The 17,733-nt window shown below is 62.3% G+C and carries 14 protein-coding genes and 1 pseudogene; 8 read left to right on the top strand and 7 right to left on the bottom strand.

Translation table 11 applies throughout. From position 1 onward, the window contains the following. Positions 1 to 26 precede the first annotated feature (26 nt). Positions 27 to 416, bottom strand: coding sequence for a helix-turn-helix domain-containing protein (locus tag PAQ31011_RS13590; protein WP_246179547.1), 390 nt, complete (start codon positions 414 to 416; stop codon positions 27 to 29). A 157-nt stretch (positions 417 to 573) separates the two neighbouring features. Here PAQ31011_RS13590 and PAQ31011_RS13585 point away from each other — a divergent pair, with 157 nt between their 5' ends. Next, positions 574 to 1,122, top strand: coding sequence for a helix-turn-helix domain-containing protein (locus PAQ31011_RS13585; protein WP_150576288.1), 549 nt, complete (start codon positions 574 to 576; stop codon positions 1,120 to 1,122). After that, the gene (locus PAQ31011_RS13580; RefSeq protein WP_150576287.1) at positions 1,119 to 1,535 is read left to right on the top strand and encodes a VOC family protein; all 417 of its coding nucleotides are present in this window, start codon (positions 1,119 to 1,121) and stop codon (positions 1,533 to 1,535) included. Before PAQ31011_RS13585 ends, PAQ31011_RS13580 begins: the two co-directional genes overlap by 4 nt. A gap of 122 nt (positions 1,536 to 1,657) precedes the next feature. Here PAQ31011_RS13580 and PAQ31011_RS13575 read toward each other — a convergent pair whose 3' ends face one another. Then, positions 1,658 to 3,850 carry a putative bifunctional diguanylate cyclase/phosphodiesterase gene (locus tag PAQ31011_RS13575; protein ID WP_150576286.1) on the bottom strand — a complete coding sequence of 731 codons (2,193 nt, stop codon included), beginning with the start codon at positions 3,848 to 3,850 and terminating at the stop codon, positions 1,658 to 1,660. A gap of 462 nt (positions 3,851 to 4,312) precedes the next feature. Continuing rightward, on the bottom strand, positions 4,313 to 5,233 hold the full coding sequence (locus tag PAQ31011_RS13570) for a LysR family transcriptional regulator (protein ID WP_150576285.1): 921 nt from the start codon (positions 5,231 to 5,233) through the stop codon (positions 4,313 to 4,315). A gap of 124 nt (positions 5,234 to 5,357) precedes the next feature. Between PAQ31011_RS13570 and leuC the strand changes: the two genes are divergently transcribed. The 3 genes from leuC to PAQ31011_RS13555 all read left to right on the top strand — a co-directional run bounded on the left by leuC (position 5,358) and on the right by PAQ31011_RS13555 (position 8,813). Beyond that, positions 5,358 to 6,779: a 3-isopropylmalate dehydratase large subunit gene (gene leuC / locus PAQ31011_RS13565; protein ID WP_150576284.1), complete on the top strand. Its 1,422-nt coding sequence runs from the start codon at positions 5,358 to 5,360 to the stop codon at positions 6,777 to 6,779. Next, complete coding sequence (gene leuD, locus PAQ31011_RS13560; RefSeq protein WP_150576283.1) at positions 6,772 to 7,410, top strand: 3-isopropylmalate dehydratase small subunit; 639 nt, start codon at positions 6,772 to 6,774, stop codon at positions 7,408 to 7,410. The genes leuC and leuD overlap by 8 nt, the downstream gene beginning before the upstream one ends. 80 nt (positions 7,411 to 7,490) lie before the next feature. Continuing rightward, complete coding sequence (locus PAQ31011_RS13555; protein ID WP_150576282.1) at positions 7,491 to 8,813, top strand: 2-hydroxycarboxylate transporter family protein; 1,323 nt, start codon at positions 7,491 to 7,493, stop codon at positions 8,811 to 8,813. Between the two features lie 59 nt (positions 8,814 to 8,872). Here the strand turns inward: PAQ31011_RS13555 and PAQ31011_RS13550 are convergent, their stop codons facing one another. Then, positions 8,873 to 9,889: a transporter gene (locus PAQ31011_RS13550; protein ID WP_150576281.1), complete on the bottom strand. Its 1,017-nt coding sequence runs from the start codon at positions 9,887 to 9,889 to the stop codon at positions 8,873 to 8,875. 318 nt (positions 9,890 to 10,207) lie between these two features. Here PAQ31011_RS13550 and ppk2 point away from each other — a divergent pair, with 318 nt between their 5' ends. Beyond that, complete coding sequence (gene ppk2, locus PAQ31011_RS13545; protein ID WP_150576280.1) at positions 10,208 to 11,128, top strand: polyphosphate kinase 2; 921 nt, start codon at positions 10,208 to 10,210, stop codon at positions 11,126 to 11,128. Here ppk2 and PAQ31011_RS13540 read toward each other — a convergent pair. The 3 genes and pseudogenes from PAQ31011_RS13540 to PAQ31011_RS13530 form a co-directional block, all read right to left on the bottom strand. Beyond that, positions 11,106 to 12,461, bottom strand: a complete 1,356-nt coding sequence (locus PAQ31011_RS13540) for an ATP-binding protein (protein WP_150576279.1) — start codon at positions 12,459 to 12,461, stop codon at positions 11,106 to 11,108. The genes ppk2 and PAQ31011_RS13540 overlap by 23 nt on opposite strands. A 125-nt stretch (positions 12,462 to 12,586) precedes the next feature. Then, positions 12,587 to 13,315 (bottom strand): annotated as a pseudogene (locus PAQ31011_RS13535) (response regulator); the annotation flags it as partial. Between the two features lie 17 nt (positions 13,316 to 13,332). Continuing rightward, positions 13,333 to 13,554 carry a hypothetical protein gene (locus PAQ31011_RS13530; protein ID WP_150576277.1) on the bottom strand — a complete coding sequence of 74 codons (222 nt, stop codon included), beginning with the start codon at positions 13,552 to 13,554 and terminating at the stop codon, positions 13,333 to 13,335. A 964-nt stretch (positions 13,555 to 14,518) separates the two neighbouring features. On the opposite strand from PAQ31011_RS13530, the gene macA reads away from it, so the two are divergent. After that, the gene (gene macA / locus PAQ31011_RS13525) at positions 14,519 to 15,685 is read left to right on the top strand and encodes a macrolide transporter subunit MacA (RefSeq protein WP_150576276.1); all 1,167 of its coding nucleotides are present in this window, start codon (positions 14,519 to 14,521) and stop codon (positions 15,683 to 15,685) included. Further along, on the top strand, positions 15,685 to 17,721 hold the full coding sequence (locus PAQ31011_RS13520) for a MacB family efflux pump subunit (protein ID WP_150576275.1): 2,037 nt from the start codon (positions 15,685 to 15,687) through the stop codon (positions 17,719 to 17,721). Before macA ends, PAQ31011_RS13520 begins: the two co-directional genes overlap by 1 nt. Positions 17,722 to 17,733: the final 12 nt, after the last annotated feature.

The following is a 17,733-nucleotide window of genomic DNA, read 5'->3' as shown; positions in this document are numbered from 1 at the left end:
AAGACGTTAGCGGTTTTGCTCAGGCGTCAGAAGTCGAGGGCATCGAGTTCCGAAGACGACAAATCGCGCACGCGCTTCGTCTGCTCCCGTACTCGCAGCATTGCGAGTGCGGGATCCGATTCAGCATACAGATCGACGAGCGTTGTGCCTGGCGCGATGGCGTCGAGGTAACGCAGAATTTGACCAAAGGCGATCCCCGGATCGCCGTGTTCCATTCGATATACGGTGTTGCGAGATAAGCCCGCACGGATCGCCGCATCGACCTGCTTGACCCGACGAGCGGTGCGCAGGCGAGCAAGCAACTGGCCAAGTTTCGCTGCTTCGGCAAGTTGCGCGACCGTAAGCGAGCTGCTTTGAGAGGTTTTCATGTTCGTAAAATCACTCGTTACAGGCTCAATGATTGATTTTACGAGCAATTATAGAAAAATCAATGTGCCGTATGATCGTAAAATCGATCATTAATGCTACAACGTACGATTTTACGATCATACGCAAATTCGTTTCATTGCAATGTGCGCGATGCCCCACACGTTGGGCCTAAACTACCCGGACCGTCCTGCGCCGTTAGCCCTCATGCCCACTAAAGCACGTAGCCGCGCCACTGCCGCCCTCTCCTCGCCCGCAGCTCCGCCTTCGACCGTCCCGACTCAGTCGCCCGCATTGCTTCGCCGCCTGTTGCGCGCCAAAGACCGCATGGACGCCGCCTCGCACGAGGCGTGGCCGGTCAAGCGGCTGGCGGAGGTCAGCGGCACGTCCGAGGCGCACTTCTCCCGTTCGTTCAAGCAAGCCTTCGGACTCCCGCCGCATCGCTACCTGCTGACCCGGCGCATCGAACAAGCCAGTACGCTCCTGCGCGACACCGACTTCAGCATCACGGAAATCGCCTTCGCAACCGGCTGGGAGAGCATCGGCACCTTCGGACGGATCTTTCGCGACATCACCGGACAGAGTCCCGGCGAACTTCGCGAACAGGCACGGGCCAACGGCGCGCCACTCGATCAGGTACCTGGCTGCATCCTGAAGGCGGCCCAGCGGCCCGATCTCAACATCGCAGTTTTGGAGAAGCGCCGTCGGATGACCGACGGTAAAGTCCCTCCATCAACCAACGAGGAGGTCTTATGAACGAAGGAATTGGCGTGGTGGGGCTGTATGTCGACGATCAGGACGAAGCACTCGCGTTCTATGTCGACAAGCTCGGTTTTCGCGTGCACACGGATGTACGCAACGGCCCGTACCGTTGGCTGACGGTACAGCATCCCGATCAACCCGCGTTCCAGCTCGGCCTGTTCGCGCCCGGCGCCCCGATTCACGACGACGCCACCGCGCAGACGCTGCGTGCCATGGTCGCCAAAGGTGCCATGCCGCCGCTCGTGCTCTACGTGGCCGACTGCCGCGCGCACTACGACCGTCTGAAAGCGAAGGGCGTGGAATTCACGCAGGAACCGGTGGATCGCTACGGCAGCGTCGATGCTGGGTTCCGGGACCCGGCGGGCAACGGATGGAAGATGATTCAGCCGCCGAAAGAAGCGAAGTAAGGAAGTTACACAAGCAATGTGAAATGTATGCGCCGCTACCCCCGTCAGGGTAAGCAGCGCATCGTTGCATCGCTACAAGCGACATCCGGACGCAGCACTCAGCTCAGCATTCAGCCCATCACTCAGGCCTGATTCAACTGACGCCCCACGTCGAACATCTCTCCGAATTCGACCGCGGGCATCGGCACCCCAAACAGGTATCCCTGCCCCTCGTCGCAACCGAGTCGACGCAGGTTGTCGCGTTGCTGCTCCGTCTCCACACCCTCGGCAATCGTGCGCAAGTCGAAGCTGCGTGTCATGTCCACCAGCGCACGCACCACAGACGCATCGCGCTCCGACTCCATCATCCCCTGCACGAACGACCGGTCGATCTTGATGCGACTCAACGGATAGCGTCGCAGCATGCTGATCGACGCATAGCCTGTGCCGAAGTCGTCGAAGGCAATACTCACACCGTACGCATGCAAACGCTGCAACGCTTCGAGCACGACGTCGTCATCCAGCACGATGCTCTCCGTCACTTCCAGTTCCAGCGCCTGCGGCGGTAGCCCGTGCCGGTTGAGCACCGCGACCACCTCGTCGAAGATACTGCCGATGCGAAATTGCAGCCCGAACAGATTGACGCCCATCCGGAAACCCGGCGCGCCGTTGCGTCGCCAGTACGCTGCCTGCGCGCACGCCTCGTCAAGCACCCACGCGCCCACCGACGCTGCCAGCGGCCCGCGTTCGAGCGCCGGCAGAAACGCAGCGGGCGACAGCAACCCGCGTTGTGGATGCCGCCAGCGAATCAGCGCCTCGGCCCCGGTGAGCGAGCCGTCGGTGAAATCGACCTGCGGTTGATAGAAGAGCACGAACTCGCCGTCGTTGACCGCACGGTGCAACTCGATGTTGTACACACGACGCGCCGCCGCTTCGATGCGCAGTGCGTCGATGAAGACGAACGTCTGCCCGGCCCCATGCTGTTTCGCCCGCGACAACGCCAGGTCGGCGTTGCTGATCAGACTCAGCGCTTCTTCCGCCTGCTGTGGGACGACAGCAATGCCACAGCAAGCGCTCACGCGCACGTCGAACCCGCCGATCACCATCGGTTCCGCAATTGCCAACAGCGCCGCATCGGCGCGACGACGCGCCTCCACGGCGTCCGTCACGCCCCACAGCAGCAGCGCAAACTCGTCCGCACCGATGCGCGCAACCGTATCGACCGTGCGCACGAGACGCGTCAAACGTCGCGCCACTTCGCACAGAATGCCGTCGCCGACCGCATGGCCCAGCGTATCGTTGATGTCCTTGAAACCATCGAGATCGAATATCGCGACGGCCGCACCGCGCAGGCAGACCGACGCCACTTCTGCGTCGCGATAGAAGCTCGCGCGATTCGCGATGCCCGTCAGCACATCGGTACTCGCGAGCCGTCGCAACACTTCACCGCCCTCGCGCAACGTGCTGAGGTCATGCACATGCGCGTTGAATGTCTGCACGTCGTTCTCGACCCAGCAGAACAGCGAGAGACTCATCGGAAACTCACGACCGTCCCGACGCAAGCCATAGACCTCGGAGGGCATGGTCATGCCGTCGACCGAGCCGGCGCTCACCGCCTGCGTGATCTGATCGCGCAGCGCCGAGCGGCTGCGCCCGGCGAGCAACGTCTCCAGCGAGCGCCCCGGACCATCGGCCATCGTGTGGCCGAACATCGTCACTGCTGCATGGTTCCAGTCGAGGATCTCGCCGAACGCGTCGAAGCGAATCATCGCCGTGGGCGAATAGCGCTCCGGCTCGGCAAAGGTGCGCCGTTCGCGCTCGACGAACAGCTCCACACGACGCAATTCCAGACGGTCGGACGCCATGCGCGCCAGCTCGCGCAAACGCTCGCGATCCACTTCGGAGAATGTGTGATTCGGCTTGTTGTCGATGACGCATAGCGCACCGAGTGCGTGACCGTCCACCGACATCAGCGGCACGCCCGCATAGAACCGCACCTGCGCGTTGCCGGTGACCAGCGGGTTGTCGTGAAAGCGCTCGTCGGCCGCGGCGTCGGGTACCACCATGACACCATCGCCATTGATCGCGTGCGCGCAGAAAGACGCGTCGCGGCTCATGTCGACATCGGTGTTGGTGCTGGAAAACCCCGTGGCGGCCGCGAAAAATACGTGATCGTTGCCCACCATGTTGACGGCCGCCACCGGCACGCCAAACATGTGCGCGGCAATATGCACAACGGCATCGAGACTCGGAAGCGGGCGTTCACTGCCCAGGCCGTACTCCGCCAGTGCAGCCAGCCTCTCCGTTTCCATGGGCAATACAGCGGGACACTTCATCGTCGGTCTCCTCGCCTGAAAGCGGCTTGATGGACAACTTCGGATGCCGTTGTGACGACGCGCGAAACGCGAGCACCAAGGTTCAACCCGGTGTCATTGCGCGTCATTTAAACCGGTGATTGACGCGCGCAACGCCATGCACCCCGTGATGACTTCGCAGGATTGCGCGCGACCGCCCGGATATTCGACGTCCGATTCAGCGGATTATAAGGGGAAGACCGGAAATCATGCCTTCGGATTGTTCGTTATACAAAGCTTATTGCCGACGGATTCCGATACCGGTTCATTAACATCTAAGGCGCGATACCCAATGGTGGCAAGCCACGCCGCCGGCCCGCCCGCATGCCCTCGCCAATTATTCACACGGTCGTTTGGATTTTTTACTTAAACCTTGGAATTGCATGCAAATCACCAGCACGTCGCACCCCATTTGCGTAATCGATATACGCGAATACTTTTAATTCAGTGCGCGACGCCGCTGACATCCCGATTCAATTCACGCGCCAGATAGCGCTCCATAAACTCGACAAAGAGGCGTACCTTGGCCGAGAGATTGAGACGCTCCGGATAGATCGCATAGATATCGGCGGCCGGTAATGCCCAGTCGCTCAGCAATTGCGTCAGGGCATTCGATGCCAATGCGGATTGCACGTCCCACTCCGATCTCACGAGCACCCCATGCCCGTCGAGCGCCCAGCGCAGCGTCGCTTCGCCGTCGTTGCTGCTCATCGCCCCGTGCACTTTCACCAACTCGTGCCGTTTTCCCTTGGTGAAATGCCACGTGCCGTACGCCGTATCGTTCTCGCGCAGCACGATGCATAGGTGATTGCGCAGATCGTCGGGCACCTGCGGCACGCCGTGGCGCGCGAGGTATTTGGGCGACGCACACACCAGCCGCCGGTTCGCCGCGATGCGGCGTCCCACCACGCGCTGGTCGGGCAGTTCGCCGAAGCGAATGCCGACGTCGAACGCGAACTCGGCCAGATTCATCGGACGATCCGTCAGATCGAGCTGCACTTCGACCTCGGGATACTGCTCGCGAAATTCGGACAATGCGGGCACGACGTGGCGGCGTCCAAAGCCGAACGTCGCATTCACCTTCAGCAGACCACGCGGCAAATCGCGGCTGCTCGACACCATGCGTTCCAGCTCCTGCACCTGCTCGATGATCTTCGAGCCGGTGCCGAGATACAGCTCGCCCTCGTGCGTCATCGCAAGACGCCGGGTGGTCCGGTTCAGCAGCTTGACGCCCAGCCGTCGCTCCAGCTGGCTCAGCCGTGCGCTGATCGCCGGGGGCGTTACGCCAAGGTCGCGCGCCAGCGCCGACAGGCTGCCCAGCGTCACCAGGCGGGCGAAGAATTCCAGATCGGCGATGGCGTCCATTATTAAATTCAACTTAAAAATAGGTTAAGCGAATATGCATTTTGCGATTCTATGAACGAATTAGACTGCACGCAAGGTTGCGAGACATAGCAAAACGACGACCGCCCGCATCAAGGAGTACCTCATGGGACAAACGCTTTACCAAAAGATCGTGCGAAGCCATACGGCCTTCGACGTCGATGCGCAGCACGTCGCGCTCTATGCCGACCTGCACATCATGAACGAGTACACGAGCCCGCAAGCATTCGCGGGACTGGCCGAGAAGGGCCTGCCGGTGCGCTGTCCGGAGAAGCAGATGGGGATCGTGGATCACGTCATTCCCACGCATCCGGTGCCGGTCGACAAGCGCACCATCGTGATCGATGCCGCCGCGCATCAGGCCGCAAACTTCACCCGCAATTGCCAGAAGCACGGCATTCATCTGTTCGACGTGACGGACCCGGAGCAAGGGATCGAACACGTCGTCGCCCCCGAACTGGGGCTGATCCGTCCCGGCATGGTGGTGCTTTGCGGCGACAGCCACACGACCACTTACGGGGCACTCGGCGCGCTGGGTTTCGGCATCGGCACGTCCGAAGTCGAGCACGTGCTGGCGACGCAAACGCTCATTTACCGCGTGGCACGCGACATGCGCATCCACGTCGACGGCACGCTGGCGGGCGGCACGACGTCAAAAGACCTCGTGCTGTACATCATTGCCCGTATCGGTGCACAAGGCGCGCGCGGCTTCGTCGTGGAGTACACCGGCGCGGCCATCGAAGCGCTGTCGGCCGAAGCCCGCATGACGTTGTGCAACATGACCGTCGAAGCGGGCGCGCGCGGCGCACTCATTGCGCCAGACGCCATCACGCTGCAATACGTCGGCGATCACATTCGCGATCTGTCCGGCGACGCGCTGGAAGACGCCAAGACCCGCTGGCTCGCGCTCCGCTCGGACGAGGATGCCGCGTTCGACGTCACCCACCGTTTCGATGCGACCGACGTCGCGCCCTTCGTGACGTGGGGCACGAGCCCGGATCAGGCGATTGCGATCAACGGGCGGATTCCTTCGCTATCGGACGACGAAGCGAACGAGGTCGAGCGACACAACGCCACGAAGGCGCTGGGCTATATGGGACTCGACGCCGGCCAGTCGCTCGACGGTTTGCCCATCGATCATGTCTTCATCGGGTCCTGCACCAACGCACGTATCGAAGACCTGCGCGCGATTGCGCAGATCGTACGGGGTCACAAGGTGGCCGACGGTGTGCGCGCGATGGTCGTGCCGGGGTCGGGCCGTGTACGCGATCAGGCGGAGCGTGAAGGCATTGCCGACGTGCTGAGAGACGCCGGTTTCGAATGGCGTCAGCCGGGCTGCTCGATGTGCCTCGCAATGAACGACGACATTCTCAAGCCCGGTCAGCGATGCGCATCGACCACCAATCGCAATTTCGAGGGACGTCAGGGGCGCGGCGCACGCACGCATCTGATGAGCCCCGCCATGGCCGCCGCAGCAGCGATCGCCGGCCGCATCGTCGATATTCGCAAGGAGAACGCTCATGGCTGAGCACACGATCGTGGCGGGCACGGCTGCCCCGCTGCCGCTGAACAATCTGGATACGGACCAGATCATGCCCAAGCAATTTCTGCTGGGCATCGACAAGTCCGGCCTCGCGCGCGGCGTGCTGTACGACCTGCGCACGAATGCCGACGGTACGCCCAACGACACGTTCGTTCTGAACCGTCCCGCCTATCGCGACGCGCGCATTCTCGTGGCCGGGGCCAACTTCGGTTGCGGGTCGAGCCGCGAGCACGCGGTGTGGGGTTTGCAGCAGTCGGGGATCGAAGCGGTCATCGCGCCGAGCTTCGGCGAGATCTTCTACTTCAACGCGCAGAACAACCGCCTGCTGCTGATCGTGCTCGATCCGGCAGACATCGCGAAATTGACCGACACCGTGAGCGACCCCGCGCAAAACGCACTGACCATCGATGTCGAGCGCCAGTGTGTGGTGACAGCGAGCGGCGAGTCGTTCGCATTCGATCTGCCACCGCGTCAGAAGCGCATGTTTGTGGAAGGTCTCGACATGATCGGCATGACGCTGAAGGACAGCGATGCCATCGCCGCCTTCGAAGCCCGCCACCGCACCGATTTTCCCTGGATGCAAATCGATCTGCCCAGACAACAACGTACCGCCTGAGTGACAAGAGGCGCACGGCCGCAAGTCAGTGCCGCAAGCGCCCTCACCCGGACAGGTATTCCATCCTTTCAGGAGACACCATGAAAAGCCAGACCGCTCAGGCGAGCGCGACGCCGCTCGCCACGCCCTCTCTGCTGTCGAAATTCACCATCGGTGGCGCCCCGCTGCCGATGTTTCTCGCCATCGCCGTCATCACGGGTCTTGCCGCCGTCACCGGACGTCTGCCCGCCGACATGATCGGCGGCTTCGCGGTGCTGATGATTGCGGGCATGTTGCTCGGCGAGATCGGCGGTGCGATTCCGGTCTTCAAGCACATCGGCGGCCCGGCCATCCTTTGTCTGTTCGTGCCCGCTGCATTGCTCGGCAATGGTCTGATGGACGACGCGATCCTCAAGGCCATCACCGTCACGATGAAGACGGCCAACCTGCAATATCTCTACATCGCCTGTCTGGTCGCGGGCAGCATGCTCGGCATGAATCGGAAGATCCTGATTCAGGGCTTTCTGAAGATGTTCGTGCCGCTGCTGATCGGCACGCTCGCCGCGATTGCCGCCGGATGTCTCGCAGGGTTGCTGTTCGGCTTCAGCCCGCGTCACACGTTCTTCTTTATCGTGATGCCGATTCTCGGCGGCGGTATCGGCGAGGGCATTTTGCCGTTGTCGATCGGCTATTCGGAGATTACGGGCGAGGCGCAGGGGCATCTGATTGCGACGATGGTCCCCGCCGCGCTCATCGGCAACGTGGTGGCGATTCTTTCGGCGGGGCTGCTCAAGCGCTTCGGCGAGAAGCGTCCGCATTACAACGGCAACGGCATGCTCGTTCGCAGTGGCGAGGATCGTGCGCTGCTCGAAGGGCAGAACGTGGAACACGCACTGGATCTGCGGCTGATGGGAAACGGTCTGCTGCTCGCCTGCACGCTGTTCATTCTCGGCGCGTTGCTCGCGCCCGTGACCGGCATTCCGGGACCGGTGCTGATGATCGTTGCCGCAGCGGTGCTGAAGGTCTCGCGCCTGATTCCGGAAAGCATGGAGACGGGCGCGTATCAGATGTACAAGTTCATGTCGACAAACCTGACGTTCGCGATTCTGGTCGGACTCGGGACGTTGTTCGTGTCGTGGGACAAGCTGGTGGGCGCGTTCTCGACGGCCTATTTCGTGATCTGCGCATCGACGGTGATCGCGATGGTCGTCTCGGGATTCTTCGTCGGCATGTGGCTGAAGATGTTCCCGGTCGAGTCAGCCATCGTCACGGCTTGTCACAGCGGTTTGGGCGGCACGGGCGACGTGGCAATTCTGTCGTCGTCCAATCGCATGGGACTGATGCCGTTCGCGCAGATTTCCACGCGTATCGGCGGTGCCGGGATGGTGGTGATCGCAACGCTGTTGATGAAGTTCTGGCATTGATGCAACCGCGCAGTTAGTCCCCGAAGTCCCCCATCTCTCGGGCAGCGGCGGTCTGGACCTCAGTCCGGCCGCCGCCGGAACGCCCACCAGCCAGCGGCCGCAGTCCCTGTCGCGACGATCAACACGAGCACCCAGAAACCATGCGGGTGATCGGCGAGCGGAATGCCGCCGACGTTCATCCCGAAGAAGCCTGCCACGATGTTGATGGGCAATGCGAGTACGGTCACGACCGTCAGCGTGTAAATGGTGCGGTCGGTGCGCTCGCTGACCATGGCCGCAATTTCTTCCTGAAGCAACTTGATACGCTCCAGCAACGCCGACAGGTCGTTGAGGACGACGGCGAATTCTTCCGTCGCCTGACGGAATTCCTGGACGTCGTCGGCATGGCCCCAGATCGGCGGGCGGCTCAGCAGACGGAAGAGCGCCGCCGGTTCCGGTGCAAGCAGACGTTGCAAGCGCACGAGTACCCGGCGCAATGACCCGAGGTCGGCACGGTTGCTCTCGATGCGCTGCTGTAGCAGACGATCTTCGACGGTGTCCACGCGACGGCTCGTCTCGCGCACGATGCGCTCAAGCACATCCGCCTGATCGCGCAGCAGATGCACGAGCAGCGCGAGCGGCGAGCGGAAGGCGTCGCCACGTTTGACGGACGCACGCAGCTTGTCGATGGAGCGCAGCGGTTTTACGCGTCCGGTCACGAGCAGGCGAGCGTTGGCCGCGACACGCAGCGTCGAAATTTCGGACTGCGCGATGTCGAACGCGAAAATCACGTCGTTGATGACGGCAAGCAGCCAATCGTCGGAATGTTCGATGCGCGTGGAGCGCGACCCTTCGCTCAGGCTTTCGTAAAATTCTTCGGGCAGGTGCATCTGCTGCTTGAGCCACTTCTCGCACGCGGCGTGCGCGAAGTTGAAATGCAGCCAGAGGAAGCCGTCGGCCCGCTCGCCCTTCGCCAACCACGCGAGCGCCTCAGCCGAATCGACCGGTTGCGGCGGCGCGCCATCGGTGAAACGATAGCCGTAGATCAGGCCGGCCTGGTCGCAGCCATATGCGTTGTGAGCTAATTCGGCGAACATGCGCGCGGTATCTTTGGCGAGGCGTGGGGGAAGGACGTGAACCGCACCGCAGCACGGTGGGACTTGCCATCATGACAATGTCATATTTCATTTTTGTGACAATTTCGGCATGCTCGCGAATCCCAGGAAACACGGCGCCTGCACCGCCGGGTGGGGCGCGCGCGGGAACTACGTCGCACGACATTCGTCAACGCCATGCTGGTGTCATAAAATCGTCGCATACTGAAACGCATCATCGGGCGCACATTTTGTCCGTCCGCCGTCACCCGGGCAGTACGGGGTGCCTTTTGTGTTTGCTGGCCGTAAGAGATCGTCGCCATGACTAAATTCGATTCCGACGCCGACCACGACGCAATGCTTGCGCGTCGTCTCCAAGATGACCTGATCGACAGTTACGACGAAGAGATCGAGATGGAAATCGACGATCTGCGTCTGCCCGGTCTGAACGATCTGAGCGCCGAGGCGCGCGACGACCGTCTGCATTATTTCCGCGAGCTGTTCCGCTTACAGGGCGAGCTGGTGAAGTTGCAGGATTGGGTGATTCGCAGTCGTCACCGTCTCGTGGTGATCTTCGAAGGCCGCGACGCCGCCGGCAAGGGCGGCGCGATCAAGCGCATCACGCAGCGTCTGAATCCTCGCGTGTGCCGTGTGGCCGCCCTGCCCGCGCCTAACGATCGCGAACGCACGCAGTGGTATTTCCAGCGCTATGTTCAGCATCTGCCGGCCGCCGGCGAGATCGTGCTGTTCGACCGTAGCTGGTACAACCGCGCCGGTGTCGAGCACGTGATGGGCTTTTGCACGGAGAACGAGTACGAGGAGTTTTTCCGCTCGGTGCCGGAGTTCGAGAAAATGCTGGTGCGCAGCGGCATCCAGATCGTCAAATACTGGTTCTCGATTTCGGACGAAGAGCAGGAAGCGCGCTTTATGGCCCGTATTCAGGATCCGCTCAAGCAGTGGAAGTTGAGCCCGATGGATTTGGAGAGCCGTACGCGCTGGGAGAAGTACACGGTCGCGAAGGAAGTGATGTTGGAGCGCACGCACATTCCGGAAGCGCCGTGGTGGGTGGTGCAGGCCGACGACAAGAAGCGCGCGCGTCTGAACTGCATTCATCACTTGCTCAACCAGGTGCCGTATCACGACGTGGAGCGCTCGCAGGTGGTGTTGCCTGAGCGCGCTCGCAGCGAGAGCTATATGCGCCACCCGGTGCCGTCGGAGATCATCGTGCCGGAGATTTATTGAGCATCGGCAACTGGAGCGTCACGCGCAATCCCCCGCCGGGGGATCTGCCGAGACGCACCGCGCCGCCCAGCCCTTCCACGAGCCGCACGACAAGCGACAGTCCGAGGCCGCAATGGCCTTCGCCACCGCGCGAGGCATCGAGTCGCACGAAGGGGCGCATGGCGAGCGCCACCTGATCGTCCGGAATCCCCTTGCCGCAGTCGCTGACTTCGATGTATCCGGTCGCCCCGTCGCACCATGTCGCCAGACGCACGGTCGGCTCGCCATGTTCCAGCGCGTTGTCGACGAGGTTCGACATCACGCGGTCGAGTAGCGTGCGCGGCAGCATGAACTCGGGCCCTGCACGCAAGTTGCTGACGAATAGCGAGGCATCGTCGGTGGCATCGGCGGATTCGGCAGCTTCAGCGACACCCCCGGCGGGGCTGGTGACAGGGCCGGAATCCGAGGTTTCTTCGTCCGCCGGAAATTGTTCTCTCAGGAACGCATCGACGCCGATCAGCGGGCTGGTGTCCGCTTCGTCTCTGGCATAGGCGAGGAATTGCTGAACGATGTGGTCGATGGACGCGATATCGCGCACAAATCCATCTCGTGAATTCTCGCTGTCGATGAGATCGGCACGCAGGCGCAAACGCGTGAGCGGCGACTTGAGATCGTGCGCAATGCCCGCGAGCATGATGGCCTGATTGTCTTCGGCTTCGGCCAGTCGCTTGGCCATCTCGTTGAACGCGTGGGTCAGGTCGCGCAGTTCGTGCGGCCCCTGCTCGGGCAACAGCGCGGGACGCCGTCCGCGAGCGATCACCCGGGCCGCATGCGCAAGCCGGGCAATGGGGCGCTGCATCTGCCACGCCACGAGGAGTGCGAGCAGCACGGCACCGATAAGAATGCCGACGGTCTCGCGTACGAACGGCGGCATCGGCGGAAGATCGAGTCCGATGACGATCCACTCGTCGCGTTGCGGCAGCAGCACCCAGATGTTGCCGCGTTTGCGTTCGTTGACGATATGGAGTTGGGTGTCTGGCGGCAGACGCGAGAGCAGTTCCTGACGCAGGCGCGTGGCGCGCTCGTCGTCAGCTTCGTTGGTGAAGCTCGGTGTTTGCGCCACAGGAACACGACGCACGGCATGCGGCGGCGCGAGGCTGCCGGGGTCGACAGCGCGCTGATCGACACTTTGAATGGCCACCAGCAAGCCTCGGGCGAAGCCGTCGACTTGCTGGCGCGGGCGCTGGTAGAACACCAGCGCACTCCACACGAGATGCATCACCAACAACACGGCAATGCCCAACCATGCCATGCGCGCGAACAGGGAGTCGCGCAGCAACCAACGCAAATTCACGCAGCGGACTCCCGCCAGCCGCGCACGGTGCGCTTGCCTGCCGATGCGGTGGTCGCGAGCGACAATCCGTCGTCGCCAACGTTGCCGATATCACTTGCATCGCCCATACCTTCAGCACGCTCGCGGGCCTCGGACGTCGCGCCCTCGGTCAGCTCGCCACCCGGCACGAACACGTAACCCTTGCCGCGGATGGTCTGGATGTAGCGCGGTTCCGACGGGTCGGCTTCGATGAGACGGCGCAGACGCCACACGGGCACATCGAGGCTACGGTCACGGAAGGCGATACCGTCGCCATACAGCATGGCGTGCAGTTTGACGCGCGGCAGCACCTGCATGGGATGCTGGGTGAACGCCTTGAGCATGGCGAATTCGGTATCGCGCAGCGGGAGGCGCTCGCCCTCACGCTGAAGGGTGCGCAGCGTGTAATCCAGTTCGAACGGACCGAATCGGTACGGCGCACGCGCATCCGGCGCGCTGGCCGCAACCGGGCCACGACGGCGCAGCACCGCATGGATACGCGCCAGCAACTCGCGCGGATCGAACGGCTTGGCAAGGTAATCGTCAGCCCCCAGTTCAAGGCCGAGCGCACGATCGAGCGGGCCGCCACGCGCCGACAACATGATGACGGGGATATCCTCGCCCGCCGCACGCAAGTCCTGCAGTGCACGCAGGCCGTCGCGCTCCGGCATCATGATGTCGAGCAAAATGACGGACGGTCGTTCGAGCTCCAACCGGCGCAGCAACGACGCGCCGTTGTGAAGCACCGAGACCTGCATGCCATTGGCGTGCAGCAATTCGCGCAATAGGTCGCGAACGACAGGATCGTCATCGACCAGAAGAACATGCAGACTCATGAATATTTCTCGGTAAATTAGGTTGCGCGCGGTGCCGTCGCGCCTTGCGACAGTTTCACTGCATCGTCTTGCGTGACGGACACAGGCTCCGGCGTACTGGAGAGCGCCCGCAGCGCATTGGCATATCGATCTGCTCCCGACGCCGCACGATGTGTGCCGACCGTCGAAGCCGCCCCTTGTCCCGGCAAGCGCCAGGCACGATGCACCGCCGTATCCGGCGAACCAATGGTAATGGCCATGCTTTGTACCCCTCCGTGACGAGATACACCGCAGTTTGCGCGCCCGTCCAGTGAAGCGTTGACCGAAGCATCCAACAGAATGGCGCTCAATCCTTATTTCAGAAAGGATTGGTAAGGTGGACTGAGACCATCTCACAGCCTCATGGCGGCACCAAAGGCTCGAAAATCGAGATTTCGTCGACGTTAGGCGATTTAAGGCGAAATTATAGCCAATTCAGCGATCCCATATCGCTGCGACCGCCTTACACACCACCCCGGCAGTCGCCTTCGTACGCCACCCACGACCCGCAATCTCCACACTGTGCAGACATTTCGCCACCACGCACTCAGCTCCCTCGAAATCACTCTCTCCTTTACCGGATAAGGCTCTCAAGCCCCTCCCCACCCCAAAACCATAACCCGCAACGCCCCCTTTCCCTCTCTCCACATTTTCCCCAGCCCCCCCCGCCCCTAACACCTCCCCCCTAACGGACCGGGGCCCCTTTCCGCCTCTCAGACATAAACCCAACTCGCTGCAGAAAGGCGCCCCGGTCCGTCCCCCTCAAAGCACCCAGTGCCTCAACCGACACCGCCCTCTTCTCGCTTGCTTATGTAACGCCGCTGGTCCCGTCGACACCGCTCTTCTCCAGCGCCATCGCGACGCCACAACCGCCCCGCACGTGCTCCGCAACTGCTGCGGACCGGCCGTGTCGTCGCCCACACACTTCCAGTCCCCCTAATCGCACCACCCACCCCATTCCCTCTCAGCCCCTCTCAACGCTTCACCCACTTCTCTCCCCCCCCCCTTTCTCTCTCCTTCTTTGTTTCTTTTTGTCTCCTTTGATCGCTTTTCTTTGCTTTTTCTTTCCCGTTATCTCTGTTCACAAAGTCCCAACAACTAAAAACAGTTTGTCTCCACGCCTTTGTTTAGCATCGCCTCACGTTCGCTTTACCCCGCGACGGCTTTCGGCATTTTTTCCCTTCGATGACACGCCCCCTTTCTCGACTCTCCGCTTTTCGCTTTACCCAACGTCGCAAGATCGGCGCAGTCGCCATCGTCCTGCTCGCCGCCCTCGTCGCTTGGCAATGGCCTCGCCCCACGCCGCCCGCTTATCTCTCCGCTAAGGTCGCCCGCGCCGATCTCGAAGACGCCGTCCTCGCCACTGGCGTCCTGCAACCCATCAAACAAGTCGAAGTCGGCTCACAAGCCAACGGACAACTCCGCTCCCTCAAGGTCGTGCTCGGCGATGCCGTCTCGAAAGGGCAACTGCTCGCCGTCATCGATCCGACATCCAGCGATAACGACCTGCGCGAAGCCAACGCCGGTCTCACCACGCTCGCCGCCGACCGTCGCGCCAAAGCCATTCGCCTCGCACAAGCCACCCGCGAACTCGCCCGTCAACAACAACTCGCCCACGACGACGCCACCTCGCCCCGCGACCTCGAGAAAGCGCGCACCGAAGCCGACGCCCTTACCGCTGAACTCGCTTCCCTCGACTCTCAGATCAGTCAGCAAAAGGTGAAGGTCGATAAGGCACGCACGAATCAGTCCTATACGCAGATCACTGCGCCCATTAACGGCACGGTCACCGCTATCACCACCCAAGAAGGACAGACGGTCACCGCGATCTATCAAATCCCGACGATCCTGAAGGTCGCCGACCTCTCGATGATGACGATTCGCGCTCAGGTCTCGGAAGCCGATGTCGTGCGCATTCGCGCCGGTCAACCGGTCTACTTCACGATCCTCGGCGCGCCCGAAAAACGCTACGAAGGCAAGCTCCGCGTCATCCAACCCTCACCCGAGAAAATCAATAACGCGATCTTCTTTAATGCCCTCTTCGATGTGCCCAATCCGGCCGGCGTCCTCCGTCCCGATATGACGGCGCAAGTGTCTATCGTCAGTGCCCGTATCTCTAACGCTTTGACGTTTCCTTCTGTCGCCCTCGGCGAAAAGCGCGCCGACGGCCGCTATCGCGTTCGTGTGCTCGACGCCAAAGGCGTCGCTCACCCGCGCTGGGTGAAGGTCGGACTCGACAACCGTCTGACCGCGCAAGCGCTCGACGGACTCGCCGAAGGCGATCGTGTCGTGACCGCCGATCCGACCGACGCACCGCCGTCCGGTAGCAACGACGCCGGAACCCTCCTGTGATGAACGCCTCAGCCCCGCTCCTGCGACTCTCCGGCATCTCTCGCTCTTTCGGCGAGGGTGACGGTGCCGTCACGGTCCTGCGTGACGTCGAACTCGTCATCGAGCGCGGTGAAATGGTCGCAATCATGGGACCGTCCGGCTCCGGTAAGTCGACGCTCATGAACGTGCTCGGCTGTCTCGACCGGGCCACCCTCGGTCGCTACGAAATCGACGGGCACGACGTCGCCTCGCTCTCGGACGACGCACTCGCACAGCTGCGCCGCGAGTACTTCGGCTTCATCTTCCAGCGCTATCACCTGATGGGCCATCTCTCGGCTCAGGGCAACGTGGAAGTGCCCGCGGTCTACGCCGGTATCCCGCGCTCGCAACGCTCGTCGCATTCCGCCGCGCTGCTCGAACGGCTCGGGCTAGGCAAGCATCTCTCGCATCGGCCCTCGCAGATGTCGGGCGGGCAGCAGCAGCGTGTGAGTATTGCCCGCGCCCTCATGAACGGCGGCGACATCATCCTCGCCGACGAACCGACCGGCGCACTCGACAGCCACAGCGGTCTGGAAGTGATGCACATCCTGCGCGAACTCCACGCGCGCGGGCACACGATCATCCTCGTCACACACGATCCGAATGTCGCCGCATGGGCACAACGTGTGATCGAAATCGCCGACGGACGCATCAAGTGCGATCGGCTTAACGACACGCCCCATGCGGTCAACGCTTCGGTCACGAGCGAGACGCGCGATGTGTCTTCCTGTCCACCCCGTTCGGCGGATGCTTTAACGTCAGATGCGCCAGATGCGCCGAAAATGTCGCGCGGCAATTGGCTGACTCGCTGGTTGAGTGGTTGGCCGACGTTTGCGGAAAGCCTGTCGATGGCATGGCACGCACTCGCCTCACACCGTCTGCGCACCGGCCTCACGATGCTCGGCATCATCATCGGCATTACGTCGGTGGTCTCGCTGTCGGCCATCGGCGAAGGGACGAAACGGCGTGTGCTCAACGATATCGGCAACATCGCCCCGAACACGATCACGGTCCTGCGCGGCAAGGACTTCAATGACGATAAGGCCGCGGAGATTCGTACGCTGCTGCCCCGCGACGCCGATCTTCTCGCCGCCCAGCCCTACACGGACAGCGTGACGGCGCAAGTCGGCCCCCGCACGGCCCGCATGCGCTTCGGACGCATCGACACGGACGCGCAAGTCCACGGTGAAAGCGCGGACTTCATGCGCGCCAACGGTCTGAAGCTCGCCCGCGGTCGCAGCTTCGACGCCAGCGAAGTGGAACGTCAGGCACAAGTTGCCCTGCTCGGCGAGAACACGCTGCGCAAGCTGCTACCGAATGGCGGCGATCCCATCGGGCAAATCGTGCTCGCCGGCTCGCTACCGCTTCGCGTGATCGGTGTTGTGCGCGATCGCTCGTCGATGTTCGTCAGCCGCTCGCTCAATGTCTATGTCCCCTGGACAACGGTCGCGAGTCGGCTTGCCGGTCAGCAACATCTGGAATCGATCACGGTCCGCATTCTCGATGGCCATCCGCCCGCCGCCGCCGAAGCCGGGATCATTCGCCTGCTCACGCGCGCCCACGGCAAGAAGGATTTCTTCACGTTCAACATGGACACGATCGTGAAGTCCATCTCACGCACGAGCCAGATGCTCACACTTCTGCTCTCGTTCGTCGCGCTTATCTCGCTCGTGGTCGGTGGCATCGGCGTGATGAACATCATGCTGGTCTCGGTGACGGAGCGCACGCGCGAGATCGGCATCCGTCGTGCGATCGGCGCACGCCGTCAGGACATCCTCCGGCAGTTCCTCATCGAAGCAGTACTCGTCTGTCTGATGGGCGGTGCTGTCGGCGTGGTGCTGTCGTACGCCATCGGCTGGCTGGTCGCGACGTTCGTGCCGCAGGTCTCGGTGGTGTTTTCGACGAATACGTTTGCGGCCGCCGTGGCTTGCGCCTGCGCCATCGGCATGCTCAGTGGCTGGCTCCCGGCACGCAGTGCCGCACGCCTCGATCCGGTAGATGCCCTGGCCCGTGAATGATTGCCCCCGCCG

The organism is Pandoraea aquatica, assembly GCF_902459565.1.
Taxonomy (GTDB): Bacteria; Pseudomonadota; Gammaproteobacteria; order Burkholderiales; family Burkholderiaceae; genus Pandoraea; species Pandoraea aquatica.
The sequence above is the reverse complement of the archived record's forward strand: the minus strand, read 5'-3'. Positions and strand labels throughout refer to the sequence as shown.

Coding starts and splice junctions, on each gene's coding strand:
- PAQ31011_RS13530 (WP_150576277.1), bottom strand. CDS start 13,554: ATGGCCATTACCATTGGTTCGCCGGATACGGCGGTGCATCGTGCCTGG.
- macA (WP_150576276.1), top strand. CDS start 14,519: ATGACACGCCCCCTTTCTCGACTCTCCGCTTTTCGCTTTACCCAACGT.
- ppk2 (WP_150576280.1), top strand. CDS start 10,208: ATGACTAAATTCGATTCCGACGCCGACCACGACGCAATGCTTGCGCGT.
- leuD (WP_150576283.1), top strand. CDS start 6,772: ATGGCTGAGCACACGATCGTGGCGGGCACGGCTGCCCCGCTGCCGCTG.
- PAQ31011_RS13575 (WP_150576286.1), bottom strand. CDS start 3,850: ATGAAGTGTCCCGCTGTATTGCCCATGGAAACGGAGAGGCTGGCTGCA.
- PAQ31011_RS13550 (WP_150576281.1), bottom strand. CDS start 9,889: ATGTTCGCCGAATTAGCTCACAACGCATATGGCTGCGACCAGGCCGGC.
- PAQ31011_RS13520 (WP_150576275.1), top strand. CDS start 15,685: ATGAACGCCTCAGCCCCGCTCCTGCGACTCTCCGGCATCTCTCGCTCT.
- PAQ31011_RS13570 (WP_150576285.1), bottom strand. CDS start 5,233: ATGGACGCCATCGCCGATCTGGAATTCTTCGCCCGCCTGGTGACGCTG.
- PAQ31011_RS13555 (WP_150576282.1), top strand. CDS start 7,491: ATGAAAAGCCAGACCGCTCAGGCGAGCGCGACGCCGCTCGCCACGCCC.
- PAQ31011_RS13585 (WP_150576288.1), top strand. CDS start 574: ATGCCCACTAAAGCACGTAGCCGCGCCACTGCCGCCCTCTCCTCGCCC.
- PAQ31011_RS13580 (WP_150576287.1), top strand. CDS start 1,119: ATGAACGAAGGAATTGGCGTGGTGGGGCTGTATGTCGACGATCAGGAC.
- leuC (WP_150576284.1), top strand. CDS start 5,358: ATGGGACAAACGCTTTACCAAAAGATCGTGCGAAGCCATACGGCCTTC.